The organism is Campylobacter concisus UNSWCS (assembly GCF_000466685.1).
Taxonomy (GTDB): Bacteria; Campylobacterota; Campylobacteria; order Campylobacterales; family Campylobacteraceae; genus Campylobacter_A; species Campylobacter_A concisus_A.
Map to the genome: position 1 here is coordinate 1 of NZ_ANNG01000035.1, position 22,814 is coordinate 22,814.

Consider the following 22,814-nt stretch of genomic DNA (forward strand, 5'->3'; position numbering starts at 1 on the left):
TGCTCTACCGACTGAGCTAGCAAGACATGATTATTTAAAAAAGAATTGAGATTATACAAAAAACATTATTATATGTCAAGAAAAGAGCATTTAAATTTTAAAATAAGTCTTTGATTTTATTTAGCTACATTATTTTAAAATAAAAAATAAATTCTAAAAGATTTATTTTATATAATTGTCTATTTTTTACAAAATTTTGAGTTATAATCCATTTTAGCAACAAATAAGGAGCAAGGATGATCATTATAAATTCACGCCTTCCAACTCAAAATTTAAAAATAGCAAAGTCTTTATCCAAGCTCATACAAGGCTATATTTATAGCTATTTGCCAAAGGCTGAACATGACGGATACGCACATAAAGAGAGTGGTAAAAATTTTAAAAGATCAAATTTTGATTTTAGATTAAATGGCTTAAGTTTAGAGATAAGATTTAGCTCGTTTGTACCAGAATTTGAAAAAACGATCGCTTTTGCTGTGCTAAAAGATGGATTAAAACTTGGCGGCATTTGTTTGCTTGATACATCTGTGTCAGTAAAGGAGCATAGAATTTCACAAAATGAGGCTACTTTTCAAGGATGTGTTGCGTGCTCAGTTGTTGGGCTTTTGGGATACAAAGTGCATCTTGAGCCGCAAGACTCTAGACATCTTGAAATGATGAAAACCAACGCACTTCAAAGATTTGAAACACTTATGGGGTATAAATACGAGGGCGAGTTTGAGCTAAATTTGCTCTGGCAAAATTTACAAAAGCCTTTATATTTTTACTACGGTAACAACAATATGCCAGTCAAAGCTTGGCCTGCAAAATGGCATATCAAAGCAAAGTCAGAGCTTATAAATTTGATCCTTGATGTGGGAGTTGGTAGTGGATGTATGAACTGCGGACTTGGATTTTTAGAAGTAGTGGAAGATAAATAAATTTCATGAATATTTAAGGTATATTGTCTTAGCATTAATAAAAATTTTTAAGGTCAATTTAAAATGGGACTTGCTCATAAGTTACATGTGATCGGAAATTTAATAAGCGATGACGACACTATCGCTATGATAAAAAATTCAAATTTTAAAGATAGCGAACATATTGTTTTAACTATCGATTTTAAAATAGAAAATTTAAAACTTGTCGATAAGCCAAAGATATCTAGAGCCTCGCTAGATAATATAAAGACGCTTTTTACTAAAAAGATAGGCGGCACGAGCAATTCATACTATCTATATCCAAATTTTGAGTATCAAGGCGAAAAAGATATATATAAGAAATTTAAAGCCACCTCACATACACTACAAAATTCGGTTATGGTCTATGCAAACGAAGACAATAAGCGTATTGCTGCCTTGGTATTTGAATACATTAAAAATTATGAAAATGACGAGCTTGAGCTAAAAAATTTTAAGCAGTATGATTATTTTTTGGTTTTGCTTGTAAATGGCAAGAGTTTTTATGAGCTTATGCCTGAAGTTTTGCAAAACTATCTTAATGAATTCGTTCGCCCTCATATTAAAAACAGCAGAGATGAGCCAGTTCTAAAAGAGCTAACCGATGTCGTCACAAAAGAAAAAATAGCTTGCGGATACAATCCTGATATTAAATTTTTCACCATGGATAATTATGATGATAGCTACGGCATACAGCAGATAAACAAACTACCCATGTCGCTAGAAAGCGCAAAGACGATAAAAAAAGGTTGGATGTTTGCGATAAATAACTTAAAATTTTACTACAAAGGCTTAGAGTACATAATCATCCCTTCTATGGCAAATTTCGATGCTGAAATTTTCAAAGGATTAATAAGCTTTCTTAAAAATGCAAAAAATATGCAAGAAGAATCCGAAAGAGAAGAGAGCTTTATGAGAAGATTGCGAAAGCAAATCGAAAATTACGACCAAATAAATAGCTTTACGCTTGATATTTTATTCACCGAGGTTGATCAGACAAATTTATCCGTTAAGATATTTTCTACGCTTGAAGACGTTTTGCCAAGCAGGATAGCAAAGGTTGTAAAACTAATGCAAAAGCAGCATATCACCGACTCTTCAAAACAAATTCAAGATACAGATGATGATATCAAATTTGCCTATCTCAAAGATTATTTTGGCGTTATTGAAAAATATGCTGCTGCTACAAAAGTCAAAGGACTTGATAATAAAATCATGCAGGAGAAAATTTTTCTAGCAAGGTTGTTACTTGGATATGCAAAAGTAAAATATATTGAGCTTTTGAAACGATTTGAACATTTTAGAGAATTTGATACCAAAAACAAGAAAAAGATAAAGGACGGCGTCAAAGACTGGATAGCCTTTCCTGAAAATATCGTCAAAAATGAAAATAAAATTTTAGAGTTTTTACAAGAGATAAACGCGATAAGGATGTGATTATGAAGCTTTTTTCTGATTATTTTAAGGAGCTGTTAGAAAAGCAGTCAGATTATTTTAAAGATGATCTAATCAAAGGTGCTTATTTGATAGGTGCTTATTCAAAGAGTATTATAAATAGCTCTTTTGCCTCAGACATTTCTAAAGAAAATAAGACATTTGAAAAGTGGCTTTCAAATCAAAAAATAATAGCGCCAAATTTAAAGAAAATTTTTAATAAAGCAAATGAGTTTGAAAGAAAACTGAAGCTAGGCAGCGCAACAAATAGCGATCTATCGCAGCTGATAACTACGCATTTTTGCAATGAAAAAAGCAAGAGCGTTTCTCGCTATGAAATTTCATTTGCATTTATACGAGGTATGAACGACTACGTTAAATTTAAAAAGGATAATCAACAATCAGGAGAAAATAATGAGTGAGATAGCAAAACATAGTGAAATTTTGTTTTTATGGGACGCAAAGATGACAAATCCTAACGGAGATATGCTAAACGACAATGCGCCAAGATACGATGAGAGCGATAGAAAAGCTATCGTGAGTGACGTAAGAGTAAAGCGAACCATCAGGGATGATCTGCAATACAGAAAGTCTCAAACAATCTTTGTAAATAACGCCGAACAGGTGCAGTCAGCAGAAACTAGATTTGCCGAGGTAAAGAAAATTTTAGGTGAAGCAGACGACAAAAAGGCATTTTTAAGCTGCATAGATAATAGACTTTTTGGAGGCGTGGCGCCAAAAAGCAATATCCAAATCATAGGCGCAGTGCAATTTTCTTGGGCTAAATCACTAAACGAGACAGAAACTATAATGTCTCAAGGAACCGGTGCGTTTGGCAAAGACGGCAGCGGCAATAAAACATTTAGAACCGACAACTACATACCGTATGGCTTATTTGCCATGTATGGCACTATAAATTCACTAAATGCCACCAAATTAAATACTAGCGAAGAAGATGTCGCACAAATGCTTGACTCGATGTGGCAAGGCACAAAGCTACTAAACACAAGAAGCAAGGTCGGTCAAAAGCCAAGAATGCTTATAAGAGTTATCTATAAAGACGCTTATATGATAGGCTTGCTTGATGAGCTTGTGAAGCTAGATAACGCAGACTCGGATCAGATCAGAAGCATTGACGAGTGTGAGCTAAATTTTAAAGCCCTTACTAGATCACTAAAAAATATGAGCCAAAAGATAGAAAAGGTTGTGATCTTTTACGATGACTCTTTTAGGAGGTATGTGGATCAGTTTAAAGAGCTAGGACTAGAAATAGACGCAAGAGAGCTATAATGTTTGCATTTAAAATTTGGGGTAAATTTGCTTGCTTTAGAGATCCGCTTTCTATAAGCCAAAATATCACTTTGCTGCTACCGCCAAAAACTACCGTAGGCGGTATGCTAGCGGCGCTGCTTGGCGTGGATGATTATTTAGGCGACGAAAATTTTATGGATTTTGGATATAGCGTCGTTTTGGACGGCGCCATTTCAAAGAAAACCTTTTCGCAAAACTACATAAACGACTACACCAAAAAAACAAAAGCCCATCTAAATAGCCTTAAAAATTTAGATATGCAAAAGATTTCAAATGGTCTAAGAGACGGCTCAGCACCACAAAAACCTATAAACAGAGAATTGTTAATCGATCCAAGATATACGATTTTTATCGATAAATTTAAATTTGAAAACGAAGCGATAGATAGTCTAAAAAATAGAATTTCCAAATTTCCTTTTTATCTTGGCAATAGCGAATTTGCAGGCAATTTTGAGTTTATGGAGATAGCAAATTTTGTAAATAAAAATTTTGATGAGGTAAGTATTGACTCGTTTGTGCCGCAAAGTATGGCGCAAAAAATATGCTTTGACGAAAATGTTTTATACTCGCCAATCTGCTTTGCCAAAAGCCTAGATAGCGACAGATCTCCAAAAACGCACATAAATTTGATAGTTTCAAACGACCAAATAAGAGCAAAAAATATAGAGGTTTGCGAGGTGATTTGCGCCCAAAAAACTTATCGATGCATATTTGTATGATGCAAATTTCAGACGTTTTTAACTCACATCCGCAAAAACCATACAACTCGCACATTAAAAATACAGCCAACAGCTTCGATGACGATGAGCACAAGGAAGCAGCATCTTTTCACGATCTAGCTAAAATTTCACAAAAATTTCAAGACTATATAAATTTAGACGCTAAAAATTTTAACTCGGCAGATGAATTTGAAAAAGCACGGCAAAAGCTAAAAACTACACACACGCTAGAAAGCGCTTTTATATACTTTTTTGCTAGAGCCAACAAGGATATAAATTTCTTAGCAAATTTCTTTGCTATCTTAAAGCACCACTCTGATTTGCCGGATATAGACTACTTTCTCTCAAGCATAGGCTCCACAAAAGCAAAATTAATAGACAGGCTCAAAAAGATAGATGAGGTAGCCCAAAGAGCAAATTTAGATATCGATATAGATATCTACGATTTTGTAGATTATTTTTTAGACTTAGAAAATGAACTATCAAAATATTATGGTTTGGAGAGCTTTTTTATTTTTAAAAAAAGATACTCAAGGCTCATTTTGGCTGATAAATTTGAAGCCATTTTTTCAGAAAGCTATCAAAATTTAGCCGTTTTAAATGCCAAAAAGATAGATCATTACATAGACCGCATAAAGAGCTTAATAGCCGACAAAAAGCAAGATGATTATAAAGACAAAGCAAGAGAGATTATATTTAAAAATTTTAACTCCAACAAAGACAAAAAAACATTTCTCATAAAAGCACCAACAGGTATCGGCAAAACGTTTTTGGCATTAAATTTAGCCCTAGAAATTGCTAGAAACGGCAATAAAAGGCGCATTATAACGGCTATACCTTTTACCTCTATCATAGATCAAACACACACCGAATATCAAAAGATCATAGCAGATCAAGACGTTTTAAAGTATCATCACCTAACAAGCTATAAAAGCCAAAACGACGATGAACAAGAGCAGTTTATGCAAAAGGTATTCTTAGCCGACATCTGGCATGAAAATTTTATAGTCACGACTTTTAACCAGCTATTTTTTACTTTTTTCTCAAACCACAATAAAGACAATCTCAAGCTTGAAACTCTGCGAGATAGCGTCATCATCATAGACGAGATACAAAATATTCCGCGAGTGCTGCTAAAATCCATCGCAGCTGCTTTTAACGAATTTTCAAAAAGATACAATATCCATTTTATAATCATGTCAGCAACTATGCCTCATATCGCAGCTGAGCTAGAGAGCTTTACCGAGCTTTCGGAGCCTATTTTATATAAACGTGAAAAAGATAGATATGAGATCATCTACGAGCCGGATATAAAAGGGCTTGATGATTTGGTAAGTAAAATTTTAAAACATCAAGATGAAAGCGCACTTTGCGTCGTAAATACCATTTCAAAAGCTAAAAAACTATATGAAACCATAAAAAACAGTGGCAAAAAAGGCGTCTATCTTTTGACGACGCACCAGATCCCACTTCATAGAATACAAATAATAGACGAGATAAAAGAGAAGCTTAAAAGCGGCGAGAAAATCACTCTAGTCGCCACTCAGCTCATCGAGGCTGGGGTTGATCTTAGTTTTGACGTGGGGTTTCGCGAATTTGCACCCATTGGCGCCATCATCCAGGCAGCTGGTAGGGTAAATCGCAACGCCACTTCTAGTAAGCCGGCAAAAGTTGTTGTTTTTGACTACATAGACGGCGAAACATTTCCATACCACGATATAGACCTACAAGAAGAGAAGGTAAAAGAAATTTTATCTCGCTCCATAAAAGAGAGCGAAATTTATCAAATTTTAGAGAGTTATTTTCAGAGCACCAAAGACGAAACGACAAGCATAGATCTGCTAAGCCTTGCTAAAGAGTTAAAATTTCAAACGTTATTTGATAAATTTAATGCCAACTTCATGCCAAAACAAGACTACAAAGTATCGCTTTTTATAGAGCAATACAATGGTCATTTCAATGAATTTTTAGAAAAACGAGAGGCGCTTTTGACCTCAGGCAAAGATAAATTTATCATCTTGGCAAATATCAAAGAGCTTGAAAAAGAGCTAGCGCTATATACCATTGCGGTTGGCAAAAATATGCTTGGCGATATTAAGTCTTATACTAGAGAGCTTTTTGGTAGATATGTTTTAGCGCCTAGCGATTTTTATAATAAATTTGACGGATTTTTGCCTGAGCTAACGGTAGCAGACGAGGTATTTGACTAATGTTCTCAAAAGATCAGATCACTGGCACACTTGTGAATTACTACATCACCTGTAAGCGCGAGGCGTGGCTTTACGCACATCAGATCCACGCGGACCAAGAGGATGAAAACGTGCTAATGGGCAAGGCTTTGGCTGATATCAAAGAGCAAGATCTGCAAGAATTTGCCTTTGGCAACCTTAAATTTGACAAACTCTCAAAGCAGCACGGCCACTACCTCATCATAGAGTATAAGAAAAGCCTAAAAAACGAGCTTGCAGGCAAGATGCAGCTACTTTTTTACATCTATCTTTTAAAAACTGGCTTAAATTTAAAAGAGGTAAAAGGCAAACTAATAAGCGGTAAAAAAGTGATTTTAGTGGAGGACACCAGCGAAAATTTCGCTCTAGTAGAGCAAATTTTAAGCGAGATAAGCGCACTTGCAAATTTAGAAAAGCCGCCCAAATTTACGCAGGGTAAATTTTGCCAAAACTGCGCATATCACGACTATTGCACTGCTTAGGAGATAAGATGTATGTGATACTTTTTTACGACATCGCAGGGCGCGAGCAAAAAGAGCGAAATAACGCAAATCGCATCAGAAAAGCAGTCGAGAAATTTCTGCCTCGCGTGCAGTTTTCAGTCTATGAGGGCGAGATCCGCGAAAGCGACTTTAAAAAGCTTAGCAAGACGCTGCAAAAAGAGTGCGCTAGCGAGCTAGACTCCATCGTCATATATACATTTAACTCGCTAAAATACTCCGAGCGCATCGTCATCGGCGTAGATAAAAATAGCCCGGTATTTAGCTAAGGAGCAAATATGCAAAAGAACGACAGGACGCACTTTATACTTAGTCCAGGCAGGCTTTATAGGCAAGATAACAATATCTACTTTGAAAAATTTGACGAAACGGGTGCGCTTGTCGCTAGTAAAATTTTGCCGGTAAATGCGATCGATGAAATTTACATACTGGCAAAGGTACAGATCGATACCTACACCATCGCGTTTTTGGCGGACAATAACATCCTTTTGCACATCTTTAGTCCGTATCAGAGTTTTCGCGGGAATTTCTACCCAAACACGCCAAACTCCGTAAATAAAAGCGGCTTTGTGTTGCTGTGCCAGCTCCGCTCTTTTGATGATCCGATCAAACGTGCATATATCGCGCGCGAGATCACTAGAGCCCACATCATAAACGACGCGGCAAACTGCAAAAGACACGGCGTGAAATTTGACGTGCAGCCACACTTAAAGGCACTAGATGCCGCCACTAGTGTGCCTGCTATCATGGCGGTAGAGGGTGCATTTCAAAAGCTCTACTACGAAAAGTGGAACGAGATCATCGCAGATCAGCGAAGCTTTAAATTTACCGTCCGCTCAAAGCGCCCGCCCGCTGATAAGATCAACAGCTTCATAAGCTACGTAAATACGCGTATCTACAACATCTGCCTAAGCGAAATTTACAAGACCGAGCTAGATCCTCGCATCGGCTTTTTGCACGAGCCAAACTACCGCGCGCTAAGCCTTCACCTCGATCTTGCAGAGATTTTTAAGCCGATCTTGAGCGATACGCTGATTTTTAACATGTTAAATAAAAAAGAGATCACCGCAAATGACTTCCAAACGGACGCTGGCAGGATAAAATTTAGCAACGACGCCGTGCAAAAGATCGAGCTAAAGATGATCTCGCGCCTTTGTGAGACGCTCACGGTGGGTGGCAGGGAGCTAACGTGGAGGCAGGTGATCCGCCGCGAGGCAAATAAGCTTAAAAAGTGCATCTGCGAGGACGCGCCTTATGAGGGCTTTAGGTGGGAGTGAAATCGCATTTTAATAAAGCGTTTTTTAAGATTTTAAAAAGCTTGAAATTTAGGGCTTTGCGTATTTACACATGGCTAAAATTTAGTCAAATTTAAGGCGAAAAAATATAGACTTCTTGCACTAGAATGCCTATAAAATAGGCTTTTTGGTGCTATTAGAATTTACTCCGTTGGAGTTTGAAACATTGTGGTAATCAAATTATTAATACTAACAATTCATTAGAATTTACTCCGTTGGAGTTTGAAACAAAAATAAAAAAATATCTCATAACTCATCCAGCAAAATTAGAATTTACTCCGTTGGAGTTTGAAACAAAAAGCTATCAAATCAGGCACGCTTTTGGCTTCAAGATTAGAATTTACTCCGTTGGAGTTTGAAACACATAAGAAAAAGTAACATCTTTACAATCAGCACCAATTAGAATTTACTCCGTTGGAGTTTGAAACAAAATGCAAATCGTTAAATCTGACTATGATTTAAAATTAGAATTTACTCCGTTGGAGTTTGAAACTTAGCTGGCTTTGTGTCATATAGGAAGTATTCAACTGATTAGAATTTACTCCGTTGGAGTTTGAAACTAAGTAGCTATATCGCTTCTAAGAGTTGAAGGACTATTAGAATTTACTCCGTTGGAGTTTGAAACGGGTAGCTTTGATTAAGTGCCACTCTTCAAGCTCTGCTATTAGAATTTACTCCGTTGGAGTTTGAAACCCGCTATCATCAGTGACAAACATAAAATCAGCAACGATTAGAATTTACTCCGTTGGAGTTTGAAACAAGTTTTTTTATACAACTATGACCATACCATTACATTAGAATTTACTCCGTTGGAGTTTAAAACTAAGACCTAGTGTTTTGTAACCAAGAGGTTTGATCTATTAGAATTTACTCCGTTGGGGTTTGAAACGTGTTCGCATGCAAACGCCGTCTAAATCTACATCATTAGAATTTACTCCGTTGGAGTTTGAAACGTAGCTGGCTTATCTCGTATGAGTTTATTCGGTTAGATTAGAATTTATTCCGTTGGAGTTTGAAACAAAGCTTCGCAAGGAAAATTTATATCTAAAAAACTATTAGAATTTACTCCGTTGGAGTTTGAAACCAAGTGGGAAGACTGGCTTTGAGAGTGAAAGCGGAATTAGAATTTACTCCGTTGGAGTTTGAAACCCTTCGTATACGCTTCCGTCTGATACCATTTCACCATTAGAATTTACTCCGTTGGAGTTTGAAACGGTAATAAAATTTAAAAGGAAAGCAATGAAACAATATATTAGAATTTACTCCGTTGGAGTTTGAAACTCAACTTTTAAAATGATGCTCTCACTCGCATTTGCAATTAGAATTTACTCCGTTGGAGTTTGAAACGCAAAAGATGATAAAACCGCAGATACAAGCGATAAGAATTAGAATTTACTCCGTTGGAGTTTGAAACAACACAGAAGCGACAAATTTAAAAGCCAAAGATTTTCAGAGAAGAGGTTTAAAATAATAGATCAGATAAATAATAATTGCTATCTTGCAAAGATGTATCAAACAAACGATAATATTGTTTTATGCAAATACTTCGAAAAACCAAAACCCCAGCCAATACAGCAAAAAAGAAGCTAGAAATAATAATGAAATAGACTAAGCATAAACAAGCTTAATATCAAGAGCATTCACAACCTTAAATATACTTTCAAATCTAGGTTTTGAATTCTCTTTAAACATCTTATAAAAGCTTTCTCTATTTAAATTTGCCTTCTTTGCAACGTTTTCAATGCCTTTTGACTTTGCTATATAAAATAATGCTCTTTTAAATTCTTCAATATCGCCATCGGCTAAGACTTGATTTAAATACTCTTTTCTTAATTCATCAGTTATTAAATAGTCTTCTAAATTAAATTTAGTAAATTCTTCTTTCATTTATAATCCTTTAAAATTTCTTTTGCCTTTTTAATATCATCGCTTTGGCTATCTTTATCACCAGCATTTAACAATATAATTATTTCATCGCCATTAAAAGTAAAAAATATCCTTAACCCACCACGATTAAAAAACCTAAGTTCGTATAAATCGTTATCAATAAATTTATAATCCCCTAAATGATCTTTTGTTTCTATCTGCTCTAATCTTCTTAATATAGAAACCTTGACAATAGGATTATTTAACTTATGTAACCACTTATCAAATGTCGAACTTTTTAATACTTTCATAGGGCAAATTTTAACAAATGTAGCTTAATGGCTACTTATAAAAATAGCGCATAACACTCATAACCCGAAGGTCGGCGGTTCATTAGAATCTACTCTGTTGGAGTTTGAAACTCGCCGAACATGATTGATGATAACCGCAATCACTCTTTTGATAGTCGCTTTTTTGGGGCAATTCCATACAAATTTTTAGTTGGTAAAGTTAGATGGCAGGTATTTTGAGACAAATTAGCAAAACACCTTGGCTAAAAATGAAAATTAAGCAAATTATCGGATCAATGAAATTTGAAGAAGGTTGTGATAATTTTTGTCAATTATAATTAAAACAAAAAATATATGAATTTATAAAACCCACTTGTAAAGACAAGTGGCTTTTAAAATGTTTTATTTCTCTAGTTTTTCTTTAAGTTTTTCTTTTTTAGATTTAGCTTTTGAAGTAGCTTTTTCTTTCTTTTCTTTTACTTTGTCAACAACTTTGTCTTTTTCGTCTTTTGCTTTTTCACTCATACTAGTTTCATCTTCTTTGCTAGAAGTTAGCTCTTCTTTAGTTTTAGAAGCTTTCTTTTTAAATTTATCTTTTTTATCAGAGATTTTTTCTTTCATCTCGTCTTTTGCCTCATCCATTTTCTTCTTACTAGCTTTTACTTTTTCACTTACTTCGCTCTTGCCAGTAATAGAAATTTCACCTTTTAGGTTATCAAAAGTTTTATCGCCGATGCCATTTACATTTTTGAGATCGTCGATTGAGTTAAATTTGTTTGTCTTTCTATACTCGATGATAGCATCTGCTTTTGCACTGCCAATGCCATCAAGACTCATAAGCTCCTCTTTTGTAGCTGTGTTTAGATTGATTGCTGCCATAGCCAAAGATGCAATAGCTGCAAGTGAAATCAAAATTTTTTTCATTTTCATTCCTTAAAAGTAAATTTGAGGTAAAATTCTAGCAAAGAGTGATTAATGAAGTATAAATATGAAGTAATATAAAAATGATTTTAAATATAGTTTATAGGAGAGAATCCCTGAAAAATTTCAGGGAAAAAGCTTTATTTTCTAAGTTCGCGGATCTTAGCTGCTTTACCGCGTAGTTCACGTAAATAGAATAGCTTAGCTCTTCTAACACGACCTTTTCTAAGAACCTTTATCTCTTCGATAGAATCGCTAAATATTGGGAAAATTCTCTCAACACCAACACTGTTAGCACCGATTTTTCTGATGATAAATGTTTCACCAGTGCCGCTACCACGTCTAGCTATACAAATGCCTTCAAAATTTTGAATTCTCGTTTTGTCTCCCTCGTGAATACGAGTAGCCACACGCAATGTATCTCCTGCACGGAAGTCGGGGATATTCTTACTAGCAATTTGAGCATTTTCAAACGCTTCAATGTATTTATTTCTCATGTTTTTCCTTATTTATGTGGCTTTAGCTTTTGATATAAATCAGGGCGAAAGTACCTTGTTTTGCAGTGAGCCATCTTGTTTTTTAAGTTGTGGATTTTAGCATGATTACCCTTTAAAAACTCTGAAACCACAAAGATGGATTTAAAATTATCAGGTTTTGTAAAAGATGGGGCTTCAAGCAAATTGCCTTCAAAACTCTCTACTTCAAGGCTCATGTCATTTCCTAAAACTCCGGGCACATTTCTTGATATCGCATCACTCATACAAAGTGCAGGCAGCTCTCCGCCAGTTAAAATAAAATCACCTATACAAAAAACTTCGTCCGCCCAAAGTTCAACAACTCTCTCATCAAGACCTTCATATCTACTGCAGACAAAACAAATATGATCTTTTTTAGAGAGCCTTTTCGCGTCATTTTGACTAAATTTTTTACCAGCTGGCGTCAAAAAAATAACATGGGCATTTTTGTCTTTTTCTTTTACAAATTTGATCGACTCATCCAAAGGCTGCGGAAACATCAAAAGCCCTGCTCCACCTCCTATCATATAGTCATCAACTTTATTGTGCTTATCGTTGGTAAAATTTCTTGGATTTATGAAATCAATTTCAATAAATTTATTGCTAATTGCACGTTTTAAAATAGAATCGCAAAAGTAAGGTTTGACTAAATTTTCAAAAAGTGTAATAAACGTAAATTTCATGAATTTTCTAAGATATCTCTAGCGCCTTTTACTAAAATCTCTCCACTATCCAAATTTACGCTTTCAATAAAGCGCTCCAAATATGGAATGTAGAAATTCTTTGGTTTACCACCTGCGATAAGCTCTTCATCAGTTTTTATATATAAAAGTAAATTTGCAAAATTATCTTGGATATCTTCTACGATACCTAAAATTTCGCCATTTTCTACAACTTTTAATCCAATGATATCAAACTGAAAAAATTCATCTTTTTTTAGTTTGCAGTTTTTTCTAGTAAGCTCTTTTGTGGTATAGATAGTTCTATTTACGAGTGTTTTAGCAAGGTCTAAATCATCAAAATTTTCAAACAAAACCAGCTCTTTTTGTCTGTTATAGTCTTTTATGATGAGCTGATCATCGTTTTTATCAAAAAAGGTTGCGCCTTTTTTAAACTGCTCTGGGAAGTCGCTCTTGTTGTGAAGCTTTAAATAGCCTTTTAAGCCAACACATCTTCCGATGGTAGCGACTTCAACAATATCACTATTCAATAGCTTTTACCGTTACTCTATAACTTGTATTGTCTTTTGCTTTACAGCCAATAATAACGGTCTTTATGGCGTTTATCATTTTGCCGTCTTTACCGATAAGCTTTCCAGTATCAACCTTATCAGCACTTATAATGATCTCGACAAAATTTTCACCAAGCTCTTGACGCTCAATAGTCACCTTTTCAGGAAAATCAGCTATCAGCTTGGCGTATTCGTATAAAAAATTTTCAACCATTATTTTGTAATTTGTGCAACTCTGTCACTAAGTTTAGCACCGACGCTTTTCCAGTAATCCAATCTCTCTTTGTTGAAATTTATAACATTTGGCTCAACCATAGGGTTGTAATAACCAATGCTCTCTATCCAACCGCTGTCGCGTCTTTTTCTGCTATCTGTAACAACTATACGATAAAAAGGTCTTTTTTTGCGTCCCATTCTTGTTAGTCTTACTACTGTTGCCATATTATATTCTCCTCTTGTTTTTAAATAAAGCTTAAATTTAGATAAAAAATATCCAAATTTAAACCCTTTTATCAAACAGGTCTTTTTAAATTTCAGGTCTTTTTAAATTTGCTTGTGAAAGCATATTTGCAAGTCCTTTTGCTCCGCCCTTTCCCGAAAATTTCTTAGCAAGCTTTGAAGCATTTTCAAACTGCTTTAAAAAGCGATTTACCTCTACTTGAGATAGTCCAGAGCCAGCTGCCAAACGCCTTTTTCTACTATTGTTTAAAAGGTCAGGATTTTCACGCTCTTTTTGTGTCATAGAGTTTATCATAGCCTTAATATGCAAAATTTCTTTTGAATTATCAAGGTCTATATCTTTTATCTGATTTGCAATATTTGAAAGTCCAGGTATCATCCCCATCAAAGATTTCATGCTACCAAGCTTTTTAACGCTTTCCATTTGATCCAAAAAGTCATTAAAGTTAAATTGACCTTTTTTTATCTTTTGATTTAGACGTTTTGCCTCTTTTTCATCGATAATAGTCGATGTCTTCTCGACCAAAGTGGCTAAGTCGCCCTCGCCCATTATGCGGCTTACGATACGATCTGGTATAAAGCTCTCAATATCAGCTACTTTCTCGCCAGTACCGACAAATCTAAGTGGGATATTTAGCTGTTTTGCGATGCTAATAGCTACGCCACCTTTTGAGTCAGAGTCAAATTTAGAAAGGATAACTCCAGAAATTCCCAAAATTTCATTAAAACTTGTAGCTGTTTTTACAGCATCTTGTCCGCTCATAGCGTCAGCTACATAGAAAATTTCATGTGGATTTATCGCATTTTTTACATCTTTTATCTCTTGCATCAACTTTTCATCGATCGCAAGACGACCAGCGGTATCCACTAAAAGCACGTCATAAAGGCCGCTTTTTGCTTTTTCTAGCGCTTCTTTTGCTACTTTTATAGGGTTGTTTTCATTTTCTATATAAAAAAGATCGATCTCGTTTGCAACGCAGAGCTGTCTTAGCTGCTCAACCGCTGCTAACCTTTGCAAGTCGCAGGCCGCAACTAAAACTTTTTTCTTTCTTAGTTTTAGATAGTTTGCAAGCTTGATAGTTGTCGTAGTTTTACCGCTACCTTGCAAGCCAGCCATCAAAACAATGGTCGGTGCAACTGGCGCATAGACAAAGCCTTGGTTGCCAGGTGCTGTTAAGATAGTCGTTAAATTTGACTTGATCGCATCTAAGAAATTCTTTTGGCCAACGCCAGTTTGCTTTAGTTCGCTTTCGATAGACGCGAGTAGATCTTTGGTGACTTTATGGTGAACATCAGCTTTTAAAAGAGCTTTTTTAAGCACGTCAAGTGCGTTTTTTAGAGCTTTTTCATCATCTACAAAACGTATCTTGCTAACGGCTAATCTAAAAGACTCGCTAATTTGTTCGAACACTAATCACCTTTCTAAGTTGTTATTAAAGGGCATATATTACTAAATAATTTCTTTATTGCTCTTTAAATTTCAAATTTATTAGATATCTCAAATCCAAGAGAGTTAAATTCTTTTGGGATCGGTGCTTTAAATTTATAATTTAAAAGCGCGATAGAATAAGCATGCAAAAACATTCTATTTGCTCTATTTTTGCCGTATTTCTCATCGCCAACGATAGGTAAATTTAAACTAGCCAAATGCACTCTTATCTGGTGCGTCCTGCCTGTTTTTATGGCAACTTTTACCAGCGTTTTTTTGCCCACAACCATGAGCGGTGAAATTTCACTGATCGCCTCTTTGCCATCTTTTGATATCTTTGAAATGGCGCCATTTTTATTTTTTATCGTTAAGATCGGCTCATTTACGACCACTTCTTCGCTCATGATACCCCTAACTGCGGCCACGTAAATTTTCTCAACCTTCATCTTTTTAAACTCATTTATGGCAAGGCTCGCAAATTCGTCATTTTTTACAAGAAGTAGCACGCCGCTCGTGTCTTTATCTAGCCTATGAAGGAGTGGAAATTTATACATTTGGCTGATTTTTTCACTAGTTATGGCAGCAGGCTTATTAATGGCTATTAAATTTTTATCTTCAAAGATAACGCTTGGCTTTGGCATCTCTTCGACGTTAAATTTAGTGTTCTCACTCATCAAGGCACGAGCGATCATCACCTTTTGCCCCTTGGCATAGACTAGTCCGCTGTCGATTAGCTCCTTTGCCTCGTTGTTTGAGATGTTTTTTTGCTTGGCTAAAATTTTATACGCTTTTTCTTCACTCATAAAGTACTCCTTATATCTTCTATGATCGCATCAGCGCTGGCCTGCACAGCGATCTTGCTCTTTTTGGCCTCACTACCCATTATGCCGCCGATCTCGCTAGCCTTTGCGATGTAGATGTTTTCAACCAGTCCAAATAACGCCTTTTGGTTAAATATAAACTCGCCGCTAATTATCACTGGGTTAAATTGCGCGCACTCGATTGGGTTATGCCCGCCGATATTTGGCACAAAACTGCCTCCAAGCACGACTATATCGCTAAGAGCATAGACATTTACAAGCTCGCCTAAAGTGTCAAGCAAATTTACTTTAGCATCAAATTTATGCGTTTGGCTAAATTTTGCAAAGCTAAAATCATGCTTTTTAGCGTACTCGCTCGCTAGCTTTTCAACTTCTGCAAATCTCTCAGGGTGGCGTGGTGCGATGATTAATAGATCGTTTTCTTTTAAATTTAAATTATCTAAAATCATCTCTTCTTCGCCCGCATGTGTGCTTGCTAGCACGATCACTCTAGCTTTTGGCTTTTCATACATTTTACTCACACTTGGTAAAAACGCAGCTTTTATGTTGCCAACAACCTCTATTTCACCTGCTCCAAGCGACTTTAGTCTCTCTTTATCAAGCTCGCTTTGGGCGTAAATTTTATCTATAAATTTAAAAAGATATCTATAAAAAAAGCCAAATTTCAAGTAACTTTTGTAGCTTCTATCTGAAATTCTAGCATTTATGAGGATCACGCGACTGCCTTTTAGCTTTGCCATGAAAACTAGCATAAGCCAAAGCTCAGCCTCAAAAATGACTAAAATTTTGCTCTTTTTTAGCCAAAATGGCAAGAAAATTTCAAATGGCAAAAACCTTGTGTTAGAGCAAATTTTACTTGCCGCTTCAAAGCCAGTATTTGTCACGACGCTTATGGCTTTGCTGTCAAATTTTTGCATCAAAGGCTTAAGCGCTTGCACCTCGCCAAACGAGCAAGCGTGAAAATGCACATCTGCATCTTTAAATTTAGGATTATCAAAGAGAAAAAAACGTGCCGGGATCGATCTATGATATTTTTTTTTGAAACTTAATAAAAGTAGAAAAATAGCCCCAAAAAAGTAGAGTATTGAGGCTAAAAAATAATATATTATTATCACGAAACGTGTTATTGCTCTTGTTTATACAAAATTCTGCCACAATGCGGGCAAGTAACGATGTCTTCGCCTTTTACAACCGCAGAAAAAGTTTTATCATTTATCTGCATAAAGCAGCCATAACAAGCTTGTTTTTTAACAGGCACAACGGCTGTGTTGTGAGCCCATTTTCTGATCTTTTCATAAAATGCTAGGATTTTTTGGTTCATCGCAGCGACAAGTTTATCTTTTTTAGCATAAACCTCTTTGCGCTCTTTTTCGATCTTTTCAAGCTCAGATGAAACCTCGCTTTTTATCTTTTCTAAATTTCCTTCAAGCTCTGTTTTTTTAGCATTTAGCTCATCTTTTTGAGCATTTTTATTGTCTATTAGTTTTTCAAGTCTAGCGATCTCTTCGTTTGCTGCTTCAAGCTGCTCTTTTGCGATATCTTCTTCAAGACCTAGCGCTTTTATCTCTTTTTCGCTTTTTGCGCTTGAACTTTTTTTAGCTACATCTTTGATCTTAGCGCTAAATTCTGCGATATGAGCGTTTGTGCCTGATTTTTGTGATTTTAGATCATTTACCTCTTCGTCAAGTCTTTCTACATTAACCGCTATAGTTTCACACTCTTCTTCTATGTTTTTATAGGCTTTTTCTACTTCTTGTATGCGCGGCGTGAAACCATCTATTTGTTTGTCAAGATCAGATAATTCAACTAATTGTTGCAAATATTTATTCATAATGTTTCCTTTTTTTGTTAGCAATATGTAAATGGGTTTTTAGAATTGCTTATTATAACTTCAATTTTTAGATTTTGCAAATATTTTGCTAAAAAATCACTAAAATAACGCTCGCTTTCATAGTGATTTATGTCGATCAAATTTAGTCCATTTTCCTTTGCGTAAAGGGCTTGGTGGTACTTTAGATCGCCCGTTAAAAAAGCGTCTGCTTTGACATCTTGCATGAGATCTGCGCCACTTCCAGTGCAGATGCAAATTTTAGAAATTTCATCTTTTGCATAAACTGCCCTTAAATTTTCTAACCCAAGTTTTTCTTTTACAAATTTGCAAAGCTCGCTAAATTTTATCTTCACATCAGCGTAGATCAAAAAGCCCTCTTTGCTTGAAATTTCAAGCCCCAAAACCTGTGTCACAAATTTTTCATTTAAAAATGCAAGGTCAGCGTTTGTGTGAAGCGAGATGAGCGAGATGTTTTTTATCATCATCCCTCTTATGAGCGAGCTTGGATAGAGGCTGTAGTCTAGGCTCTTTAACCCTTTAAAAATGAGCGGATGGTGGGTGATGATGAGCGAGTTTGGCAAGACATTTTGCAAAAGCTCACTATCAAGATCAAGACTTAGATAAATTCGCTCAAATTCGCTATCAAACGAGCCAACTTGCAGGCCACTATTGTCCCAAGACTCTTGGCTCGCAAATGGGCAAATTTCATCTAAGATTTTATAAATTTCAGCTATTTTCATCAAATTTTACTTTTGCTCTAAGCTCTCTTTATATGTTAGCGCGCACTCTTTTGCAAGCTCGCGAATTTTTAAAATGTAGTCTTGTCTTTGTGTCACGCTGATCGCTCCGCGCGCGTCAAGGACGTTAAATGTATGAGCCGCAAGCATACAGTAGTCGTAAGCAGGCAGTGAAATTTTAGCCTCCAAGCAGCGTTTGCACTCATTAAATGCGTTTTCAAACTGGTTAAAAAGCATATCAACGTTTGCCACTTCAAAGTTGTATTTACTCCACTCATACTCGCCTTGTTTGTGAACGTCAGCGTAGGTTACGATATTGCCATTAGAGTCGTCCCAAACGATGTCGTAGACGCTATTTACGTCTTGTAGATACATAGCTAAGCGCTCAAGGCCGTATGTTATCTCGCCAGATATGAGCTCGCATGCGATGCCGCCAACTTGTTGAAAATAGGTAAATTGCGTAACCTCCATGCCGTCTAGCCAGACCTCCCAGCCAAGTCCCCAAGCGCCAAGTGTAGGGCTCTCCCAGTTGTCTTCGACAAAGCGGATGTCGTGATTTTTCAAATTTAGACCAAGTCTTTCGAGGCTTTTTAGATAAAGCTCTTGGATATTTTCTGGGCTTGGTTTTATAAGTACTTGAAACTGATAGTAAGCGCCAAGGCGGTTTGGGTTTTCGCCGTATCTACCATCAGTCGGACGGCGACTTGGAGCTACGTATGCGGTCGCCCACGGCTTTGGTCCAAGGCTTCTTAAAAATGTCGCTTGGTGATATGTGCCCGCACCCGCTGGCATGTCATATGGCTGAAGTATGACGCAGCCTTGCTCTTGCCAATAGTTTTGAAGTGTTAGTATTATTTGCGAAAATGTCATTTTTTGCCTTTTATTTTATTGATATATAAATTTCTATTTTATCTTTTAGGTATTTTTCAAAGTCCGTTTTATAGGCTCTTTCTAGCTCACTACTTTCAAAATATCTCCAAATTTCACCCCAAAATTTTGCAACATTTTGTGGCTCATTTGCAAAACTAAAAAGAGCGTATTTTCCACTTTGTATCTTTAAATTTTCATCACCTTTTTGGTGCGATCTTATGCCGATAAAGTTATCGTAATGTCCATTAAAATCACTTTCGTAGTTGCAGTAAACGCTATAAATTTCACTCTTGCCATCATAGTATTCACTCATAAATTTAGACCATAAAGCTGGGATTTTACCCTCATCGCCTATCTCGTCTTCATTTTTAGTACGAGTTTTTACTCCGTAAATTTCAAAGCTATCCTCTAAATTTATAATCTTCATAAACTACTTTTGTCCGTTAAAATTTTCAACAGCTTGGTTCCACATGAGCTTGTATTTTCGCTTTAGAAATTCAACTTCATCTTGTGAAATTTTAAGCTGTTTTGTAAGCGTCTCGACCGTTTTTCTATCCTCGTCATAGAGCTCTTGCATCGAAATGAGCGCCTCTTTTAAAAATTTATTCTCATTTCTTAAGGTCTCAAGCGTCTCATCTTTTGCGTCAAGCACCTTTTCGTGTAAATTTAGTATCGTGCCGATCGTCTTTTCGACAAAGCTAAAACCATCTTGGCTTTGCGGCTGCAAGGATAAATTTTGAGAAACACTAGGCACCACGCTCATCGTTCCCTCACTCGCTTCTATCAAAATTTCTCCATTTTCCTCTTTGGTCTTCAAAACGCCACGATTTATCATATCCTCGATAACTTCGCGCTCCAAGTGCACAAGTTTGCAAAATTCATCAACTCCAAGATAGGTCTGCACCGCTTCTCCTTTTATAGTATCACTTCAACCTTTGAAGAGTCTTCCTCTAAAGCCTTTATCTTTGCCTCTCTGTCGGCCTTTAGCGCGCTTGCTAGCCCCTCATCTTCAAGGGCTAAAATTTGCACCGCAAGATAGGCTGCATTTATCGCGCCAGCCTTGCCGATAGCTAAGGTTGCCACTGGCATGCCACTTGGCATTTGCACAGTTGAGTAAAGTGCATCAACGCCGCTTAAAGCCGATCCTGCCATTGGTATGCCGATCACTGGCTTTGTTGTGTTTGCAGCGATCGCTCCAGCTAGGTGAGCCGCCATACCAGCAGCTGCGATGAAGACTTTTGCGCCCTTTTTCTCGGCATTTGCGACGTACTCGCTAGTTCTTTTTGGGCTTCTGTGGGCTGAGCTGATTATCAGTTCATATTTTACGCCAAATTTCTCCAGAGTCTTTGCCGTCTCGCTAACGATCTCATAGTCGCTTTTACTTCCCATTATAATAGAAACAAATTTCATATTTTCTCCCTTAAAAAACTAAATTTTGGCAGCTTAACGCCAAGGTTTATCTCATTTTCATTACCGCTGTGAATTTCGCTCATGACCTTGCCCTTTTTAGTGATGAGCTGCTTAAATTTGATAAATTTCTTGCCATCTTGCGAATAGACCTTAGAAATTTCATTTTCACTATCATCTATGTGTGAGCCAGTCGGTGCTACGATCTCATAGCTATTGCCTGGGAAAATTTTATACTTGCACTTAAAAAACTCGCCATCTTCACTTATAGCATTTACCTGATGAGTGCCCTCTTCTAGGCTGCTCGTGTGATTTTGCGTATCGGTTCGCTCATAAGGTCTATGCACCAAGTAGCCATCTGTAAAGCCGCGATTTTTCAGCGTATTTATCTCATTTTCATAAATTTGCGCGTCAAATTTATCATCCAGTGCGTCATCTATCGCCATTTTATAGGCTCTTGCCGTGCAAGCTGCGTAGTATTCGCTCTTTGTGCGGCCCTCTATCTTAAAGCTATCAATGACACCGCTATCAACGATCTCTTTGATGTGCGAGATGAGGCAAAGATCCTTTGAGTTCATGATGTGAGTGCCGTTTTCGTCCTCTTCTAAACGGAAAAGCACGCCGCTCTCTTCGTTTTTGGCATAGAGTTCATACTTAAATCTGCAGTCATTTGCACAGCTGCCGCGGTTTGACATACGTCCGCTTTGCACTGAGCTTACCAAGCACCTGCCAGAGTAGGCAAAGCACATCGAGCCATGGACGAAAATTTCAATGTCAAGGGTTGGAATTTCTTCTTTTATCTTTATAACATCTTTTAAATTCATCTCGCGTGCCACGACGATGCGTTTTGCGCCCATGTCGTGATAAATTTTAGCGTCCAAAATGTTCATAACGTTTGCCTGAGTTGAGAGGTGTATCTCGATATCTGGAGCGATCTCTTTTGCTAGGCTCATAACGCCTGGAGTTGCGATGATAAAGGCATCTGGCTTCATCGCTGAGATGGTTTGCAAGTGCCTTTTTAGTGGCTCTATCTGAGAGTTAAAAGGAAAGGCATTTATGGTCGCATAAAATTTCTTTCCCTTTTCGTGTGTGTAATCTATCGCCTCTTTGAATGTTTCAAGGTTAAACTCCCTTGCCGATCTAGTCCTTAGCGAAAAGCTAGCTACCGAACCATAAACAGCGTCGGCTCCATACTCAAGAGCGATTTTAAGTTTTGTTAAATTTCCAGCTGGAGATAAAAGCTCAGGCCTTTTTAGCACTATTTTTTACCTAGACTTTCTATCAAGGCTTCGATGTCATCGTTGCTGACAAGGTTTTCAGTCGTTGTGTCACCAGCGATATGAACAGCAGATCCCACGCGCTTATCGTCATCGATACGACCTTCAAACAATGTATTCATATATTTGCTAAGTGCTCTCATAACGTTGATAACACGTTCGATCTTTTGTCTGTGGATGTCTTGATACTGCATCATATCCATAGCCATCATGATCTCATCTTGTCCCATTTGTAAATTTGAGATGATATTATCGATCGTGCCAAGAAGCGAGTTGTTTTTCTCTAAAGCCTCGCTAAATGCGGCGATATTTGGAAATTTTTCACTTAGTGTCGTAAATAGCTCAACGTTTGAGTTTATCGCATCTTTTAGGCTATTTGAGTCGCTCTCAGCGTCCATAAAAAAGTTATTTATCGTCTCAAGCTTGTCAAACATCTGAGTAGCTTTCTCTTCGCTATCTCTTGTCACATCGTCAAGCTGATGCACCATTTTATGGTCTTCAGTCGGTGGTGGTGGTGGCCAAACGCCGTCTGCACTCACTCTGTAGTTTTCGCCATGTTTTGAACTATTTGCTTGTGGCTCATCTGCTTTAGCACTCATTGCCTCTGCAACTTCTGCTACCTCGTCTGTTTCCTCTTTGACGTCCGCGACCTCTTGGCTGGCATCTTTAGTATCACCTAAATCATCCTCTAATCCGCCCGCCATAAGCGCGTCAAGTTCCTCTTGGGTCATAAAA

At 36.9% G+C, this 22,814-nt stretch carries 29 protein-coding genes and 1 CRISPR repeat array; of the genes, 10 read left to right on the forward strand and 19 right to left on the reverse strand.

Annotated features, from left to right (window positions below; translation table 11 throughout):
* Positions 1–236 precede the first annotated feature (236 nt).
* The 9 genes from UNSWCS_RS07615 (at position 237) to cas1 (ending at position 8,407) form a co-directional block, all read left to right on the forward strand.
* Complete coding sequence (locus UNSWCS_RS07615; protein ID WP_021088046.1) at positions 237–920, forward strand: CRISPR-associated endoribonuclease Cas6; 684 nt, start codon at positions 237–239, stop codon at positions 918–920.
* 63 nt (positions 921–983) lie between these two features.
* Complete coding sequence (locus tag UNSWCS_RS07620; RefSeq protein ID WP_021088050.1) at positions 984–2,375, forward strand: TM1802 family CRISPR-associated protein; 1,392 nt, start codon at positions 984–986, stop codon at positions 2,373–2,375.
* 2 nt (positions 2,376–2,377) lie between these two features.
* Complete coding sequence (locus UNSWCS_RS07625; protein ID WP_021088051.1) at positions 2,378–2,794, forward strand: hypothetical protein; 417 nt, start codon at positions 2,378–2,380, stop codon at positions 2,792–2,794.
* The gene (cas7b, locus tag UNSWCS_RS07630) at positions 2,787–3,662 is read left to right on the forward strand and encodes a type I-B CRISPR-associated protein Cas7/Csh2 (protein ID WP_021088041.1); all 876 of its coding nucleotides are present in this window, start codon (positions 2,787–2,789) and stop codon (positions 3,660–3,662) included. Before UNSWCS_RS07625 ends, cas7b begins: the two co-directional genes overlap by 8 nt.
* Positions 3,662–4,402: a CRISPR-associated protein Cas5 gene (gene cas5, locus UNSWCS_RS07635; protein ID WP_021088042.1), complete on the forward strand. Its 741-nt coding sequence runs from the start codon at positions 3,662–3,664 to the stop codon at positions 4,400–4,402. The genes cas7b and cas5 overlap by 1 nt, the downstream gene beginning before the upstream one ends.
* Entirely contained in the window at positions 4,399–6,612 is a 2,214-nt protein-coding gene (cas3, locus tag UNSWCS_RS07640; RefSeq protein WP_200862620.1) for a CRISPR-associated helicase Cas3', read from the forward strand. Before cas5 ends, cas3 begins: the two co-directional genes overlap by 4 nt.
* Positions 6,612–7,112, forward strand: a complete 501-nt coding sequence (locus UNSWCS_RS07645; protein WP_021088058.1) for a CRISPR-associated protein Cas4 — start codon at positions 6,612–6,614, stop codon at positions 7,110–7,112. Before cas3 ends, UNSWCS_RS07645 begins: the two co-directional genes overlap by 1 nt.
* Positions 7,113–7,120: 8 nt before the next feature.
* Positions 7,121–7,399, forward strand: coding sequence for a CRISPR-associated endonuclease Cas2 (gene cas2 / locus UNSWCS_RS07650; RefSeq protein ID WP_021088044.1), 279 nt, complete (start codon positions 7,121–7,123; stop codon positions 7,397–7,399).
* Positions 7,400–7,408: 9 nt separating this feature from the next.
* Positions 7,409–8,407 carry a CRISPR-associated endonuclease Cas1 gene (gene cas1, locus UNSWCS_RS07655; RefSeq protein ID WP_021088052.1) on the forward strand — a complete coding sequence of 333 codons (999 nt, stop codon included), beginning with the start codon at positions 7,409–7,411 and terminating at the stop codon, positions 8,405–8,407.
* 153 nt (positions 8,408–8,560) lie between these two features.
* Positions 8,561–9,839: direct repeats of the CRISPR family, unit length 30 nt; unit sequence ATTAGAATTTACTCCGTTGGAGTTTGAAAC.
* A gap of 194 nt (positions 9,840–10,033) precedes the next feature.
* Here cas1 and UNSWCS_RS07660 read toward each other — a convergent pair.
* Complete coding sequence (locus UNSWCS_RS07660) at positions 10,034–10,312, reverse strand: addiction module antidote protein (protein ID WP_021088040.1); 279 nt, start codon at positions 10,310–10,312, stop codon at positions 10,034–10,036.
* Positions 10,309–10,602: a type II toxin-antitoxin system RelE/ParE family toxin gene (locus tag UNSWCS_RS07665; protein ID WP_035143728.1), complete on the reverse strand. Its 294-nt coding sequence runs from the start codon at positions 10,600–10,602 to the stop codon at positions 10,309–10,311. The genes UNSWCS_RS07660 and UNSWCS_RS07665 overlap by 4 nt, the downstream gene beginning before the upstream one ends.
* A 120-nt stretch (positions 10,603–10,722) precedes the next feature.
* Between UNSWCS_RS07665 and UNSWCS_RS12545 the strand changes: the two genes are divergently transcribed.
* Positions 10,723–10,821 carry a S26 family signal peptidase gene (locus tag UNSWCS_RS12545; RefSeq protein WP_230863595.1) on the forward strand — a complete coding sequence of 33 codons (99 nt, stop codon included), beginning with the start codon at positions 10,723–10,725 and terminating at the stop codon, positions 10,819–10,821.
* A 162-nt stretch (positions 10,822–10,983) separates the two neighbouring features.
* Here the strand turns inward: UNSWCS_RS12545 and UNSWCS_RS12755 are convergent, their stop codons facing one another.
* From UNSWCS_RS12755 to UNSWCS_RS07750, 17 genes are all read right to left on the reverse strand, one after another.
* Positions 10,984–11,505, reverse strand: coding sequence for a ComEA family DNA-binding protein (locus UNSWCS_RS12755; RefSeq protein WP_021088039.1), 522 nt, complete (start codon positions 11,503–11,505; stop codon positions 10,984–10,986).
* Positions 11,506–11,642: 137 nt separating this feature from the next.
* Complete coding sequence (rplS, locus tag UNSWCS_RS07675; RefSeq protein ID WP_021088038.1) at positions 11,643–11,999, reverse strand: 50S ribosomal protein L19; 357 nt, start codon at positions 11,997–11,999, stop codon at positions 11,643–11,645.
* Positions 12,000–12,007: 8 nt separating this feature from the next.
* Positions 12,008–12,700 carry a tRNA (guanosine(37)-N1)-methyltransferase TrmD gene (gene trmD / locus UNSWCS_RS07680; RefSeq protein WP_021088060.1) on the reverse strand — a complete coding sequence of 231 codons (693 nt, stop codon included), beginning with the start codon at positions 12,698–12,700 and terminating at the stop codon, positions 12,008–12,010.
* Entirely contained in the window at positions 12,697–13,227 is a 531-nt protein-coding gene (gene rimM, locus UNSWCS_RS07685; protein WP_021088054.1) for a ribosome maturation factor RimM, read from the reverse strand. Before rimM ends, trmD begins: the two co-directional genes overlap by 4 nt.
* Positions 13,220–13,462, reverse strand: coding sequence for a KH domain-containing protein (locus UNSWCS_RS07690; protein WP_009293991.1), 243 nt, complete (start codon positions 13,460–13,462; stop codon positions 13,220–13,222). Before UNSWCS_RS07690 ends, rimM begins: the two co-directional genes overlap by 8 nt.
* A complete protein-coding gene (gene rpsP / locus UNSWCS_RS07695; RefSeq protein ID WP_009293992.1) occupies positions 13,462–13,689 on the reverse strand; it encodes a 30S ribosomal protein S16 in 228 nt (75 codons plus the stop codon). Before rpsP ends, UNSWCS_RS07690 begins: the two co-directional genes overlap by 1 nt.
* Before the next feature lie 85 nt (positions 13,690–13,774).
* The gene (gene ffh / locus UNSWCS_RS07700; protein WP_021088045.1) at positions 13,775–15,118 is read right to left on the reverse strand and encodes a signal recognition particle protein; all 1,344 of its coding nucleotides are present in this window, start codon (positions 15,116–15,118) and stop codon (positions 13,775–13,777) included.
* A gap of 62 nt (positions 15,119–15,180) precedes the next feature.
* Positions 15,181–15,939, reverse strand: coding sequence for an RluA family pseudouridine synthase (locus UNSWCS_RS07705; protein ID WP_021088055.1), 759 nt, complete (start codon positions 15,937–15,939; stop codon positions 15,181–15,183).
* Complete coding sequence (gene waaA, locus UNSWCS_RS07710; RefSeq protein WP_021088037.1) at positions 15,936–17,072, reverse strand: lipid IV(A) 3-deoxy-D-manno-octulosonic acid transferase; 1,137 nt, start codon at positions 17,070–17,072, stop codon at positions 15,936–15,938. The genes UNSWCS_RS07705 and waaA overlap by 4 nt, the downstream gene beginning before the upstream one ends.
* An 8-nt stretch (positions 17,073–17,080) precedes the next feature.
* Positions 17,081–17,788 carry a zinc ribbon domain-containing protein gene (locus tag UNSWCS_RS07715; protein ID WP_021088049.1) on the reverse strand — a complete coding sequence of 236 codons (708 nt, stop codon included), beginning with the start codon at positions 17,786–17,788 and terminating at the stop codon, positions 17,081–17,083.
* Between the two features lie 17 nt (positions 17,789–17,805).
* The gene (locus tag UNSWCS_RS07720; protein ID WP_021088048.1) at positions 17,806–18,528 is read right to left on the reverse strand and encodes a Nif3-like dinuclear metal center hexameric protein; all 723 of its coding nucleotides are present in this window, start codon (positions 18,526–18,528) and stop codon (positions 17,806–17,808) included.
* 6 nt (positions 18,529–18,534) lie between these two features.
* Positions 18,535–19,395, reverse strand: coding sequence for a glycine--tRNA ligase subunit alpha (glyQ, locus tag UNSWCS_RS07725; RefSeq protein WP_021084368.1), 861 nt, complete (start codon positions 19,393–19,395; stop codon positions 18,535–18,537).
* 10 nt (positions 19,396–19,405) lie between these two features.
* Entirely contained in the window at positions 19,406–19,822 is a 417-nt protein-coding gene (locus tag UNSWCS_RS07730; RefSeq protein ID WP_021088057.1) for a GyrI-like domain-containing protein, read from the reverse strand.
* A 3-nt stretch (positions 19,823–19,825) separates the two neighbouring features.
* Positions 19,826–20,299 (reverse strand): DUF3972 domain-containing protein, encoded by a 474-nt coding sequence (locus tag UNSWCS_RS07735; RefSeq protein WP_002942132.1) that lies wholly within the window; start codon positions 20,297–20,299, stop codon positions 19,826–19,828.
* 11 nt (positions 20,300–20,310) lie between these two features.
* On the reverse strand, positions 20,311–20,805 hold the full coding sequence (purE, locus tag UNSWCS_RS07740) for a 5-(carboxyamino)imidazole ribonucleotide mutase (RefSeq protein WP_021088047.1): 495 nt from the start codon (positions 20,803–20,805) through the stop codon (positions 20,311–20,313).
* Positions 20,802–22,061: a peptidase U32 family protein gene (locus UNSWCS_RS07745; protein ID WP_021088043.1), complete on the reverse strand. Its 1,260-nt coding sequence runs from the start codon at positions 22,059–22,061 to the stop codon at positions 20,802–20,804. Before UNSWCS_RS07745 ends, purE begins: the two co-directional genes overlap by 4 nt.
* Entirely contained in the window at positions 22,061–22,810 is a 750-nt protein-coding gene (locus UNSWCS_RS07750) for a hypothetical protein (RefSeq protein WP_021088059.1), read from the reverse strand. Before UNSWCS_RS07750 ends, UNSWCS_RS07745 begins: the two co-directional genes overlap by 1 nt.
* Between the last annotated feature and the right edge of the window lie 4 nt (positions 22,811–22,814).

Coding starts and splice junctions, on each gene's coding strand:
- purE (WP_021088047.1), bottom strand. CDS start 20,805: ATGAAATTTGTTTCTATTATAATGGGAAGTAAAAGCGACTATGAGATC.
- UNSWCS_RS07705 (WP_021088055.1), bottom strand. CDS start 15,939: ATGAGTGAAGAAAAAGCGTATAAAATTTTAGCCAAGCAAAAAAACATC.
- cas1 (WP_021088052.1), top strand. CDS start 7,409: ATGCAAAAGAACGACAGGACGCACTTTATACTTAGTCCAGGCAGGCTT.
- UNSWCS_RS07645 (WP_021088058.1), top strand. CDS start 6,612: ATGTTCTCAAAAGATCAGATCACTGGCACACTTGTGAATTACTACATC.
- rpsP (WP_009293992.1), bottom strand. CDS start 13,689: ATGGCAACAGTAGTAAGACTAACAAGAATGGGACGCAAAAAAAGACCT.
- rplS (WP_021088038.1), bottom strand. CDS start 11,999: ATGAGAAATAAATACATTGAAGCGTTTGAAAATGCTCAAATTGCTAGT.
- cas3 (WP_200862620.1), top strand. CDS start 4,399: ATGATGCAAATTTCAGACGTTTTTAACTCACATCCGCAAAAACCATAC.
- UNSWCS_RS07750 (WP_021088059.1), bottom strand. CDS start 22,810: ATGACCCAAGAGGAACTTGACGCGCTTATGGCGGGCGGATTAGAGGAT.
- UNSWCS_RS07620 (WP_021088050.1), top strand. CDS start 984: ATGGGACTTGCTCATAAGTTACATGTGATCGGAAATTTAATAAGCGAT.
- UNSWCS_RS07730 (WP_021088057.1), bottom strand. CDS start 19,822: ATGAAGATTATAAATTTAGAGGATAGCTTTGAAATTTACGGAGTAAAA.
- cas5 (WP_021088042.1), top strand. CDS start 3,662: ATGTTTGCATTTAAAATTTGGGGTAAATTTGCTTGCTTTAGAGATCCG.
- UNSWCS_RS07615 (WP_021088046.1), top strand. CDS start 237: ATGATCATTATAAATTCACGCCTTCCAACTCAAAATTTAAAAATAGCA.
- UNSWCS_RS07720 (WP_021088048.1), bottom strand. CDS start 18,528: ATGAAAATAGCTGAAATTTATAAAATCTTAGATGAAATTTGCCCATTT.
- glyQ (WP_021084368.1), bottom strand. CDS start 19,395: ATGACATTTTCGCAAATAATACTAACACTTCAAAACTATTGGCAAGAG.
- cas2 (WP_021088044.1), top strand. CDS start 7,121: ATGTATGTGATACTTTTTTACGACATCGCAGGGCGCGAGCAAAAAGAG.
- UNSWCS_RS12755 (WP_021088039.1), bottom strand. CDS start 11,505: ATGAAAAAAATTTTGATTTCACTTGCAGCTATTGCATCTTTGGCTATG.
- UNSWCS_RS07660 (WP_021088040.1), bottom strand. CDS start 10,312: ATGAAAGAAGAATTTACTAAATTTAATTTAGAAGACTATTTAATAACT.
- UNSWCS_RS12545 (WP_230863595.1), top strand. CDS start 10,723: ATGATTGATGATAACCGCAATCACTCTTTTGATAGTCGCTTTTTTGGG.
- UNSWCS_RS07715 (WP_021088049.1), bottom strand. CDS start 17,788: ATGAATAAATATTTGCAACAATTAGTTGAATTATCTGATCTTGACAAA.
- trmD (WP_021088060.1), bottom strand. CDS start 12,700: ATGAAATTTACGTTTATTACACTTTTTGAAAATTTAGTCAAACCTTAC.
- UNSWCS_RS07690 (WP_009293991.1), bottom strand. CDS start 13,462: ATGGTTGAAAATTTTTTATACGAATACGCCAAGCTGATAGCTGATTTT.
- cas7b (WP_021088041.1), top strand. CDS start 2,787: ATGAGTGAGATAGCAAAACATAGTGAAATTTTGTTTTTATGGGACGCA.
- UNSWCS_RS07625 (WP_021088051.1), top strand. CDS start 2,378: ATGAAGCTTTTTTCTGATTATTTTAAGGAGCTGTTAGAAAAGCAGTCA.
- UNSWCS_RS07665 (WP_035143728.1), bottom strand. CDS start 10,602: ATGAAAGTATTAAAAAGTTCGACATTTGATAAGTGGTTACATAAGTTA.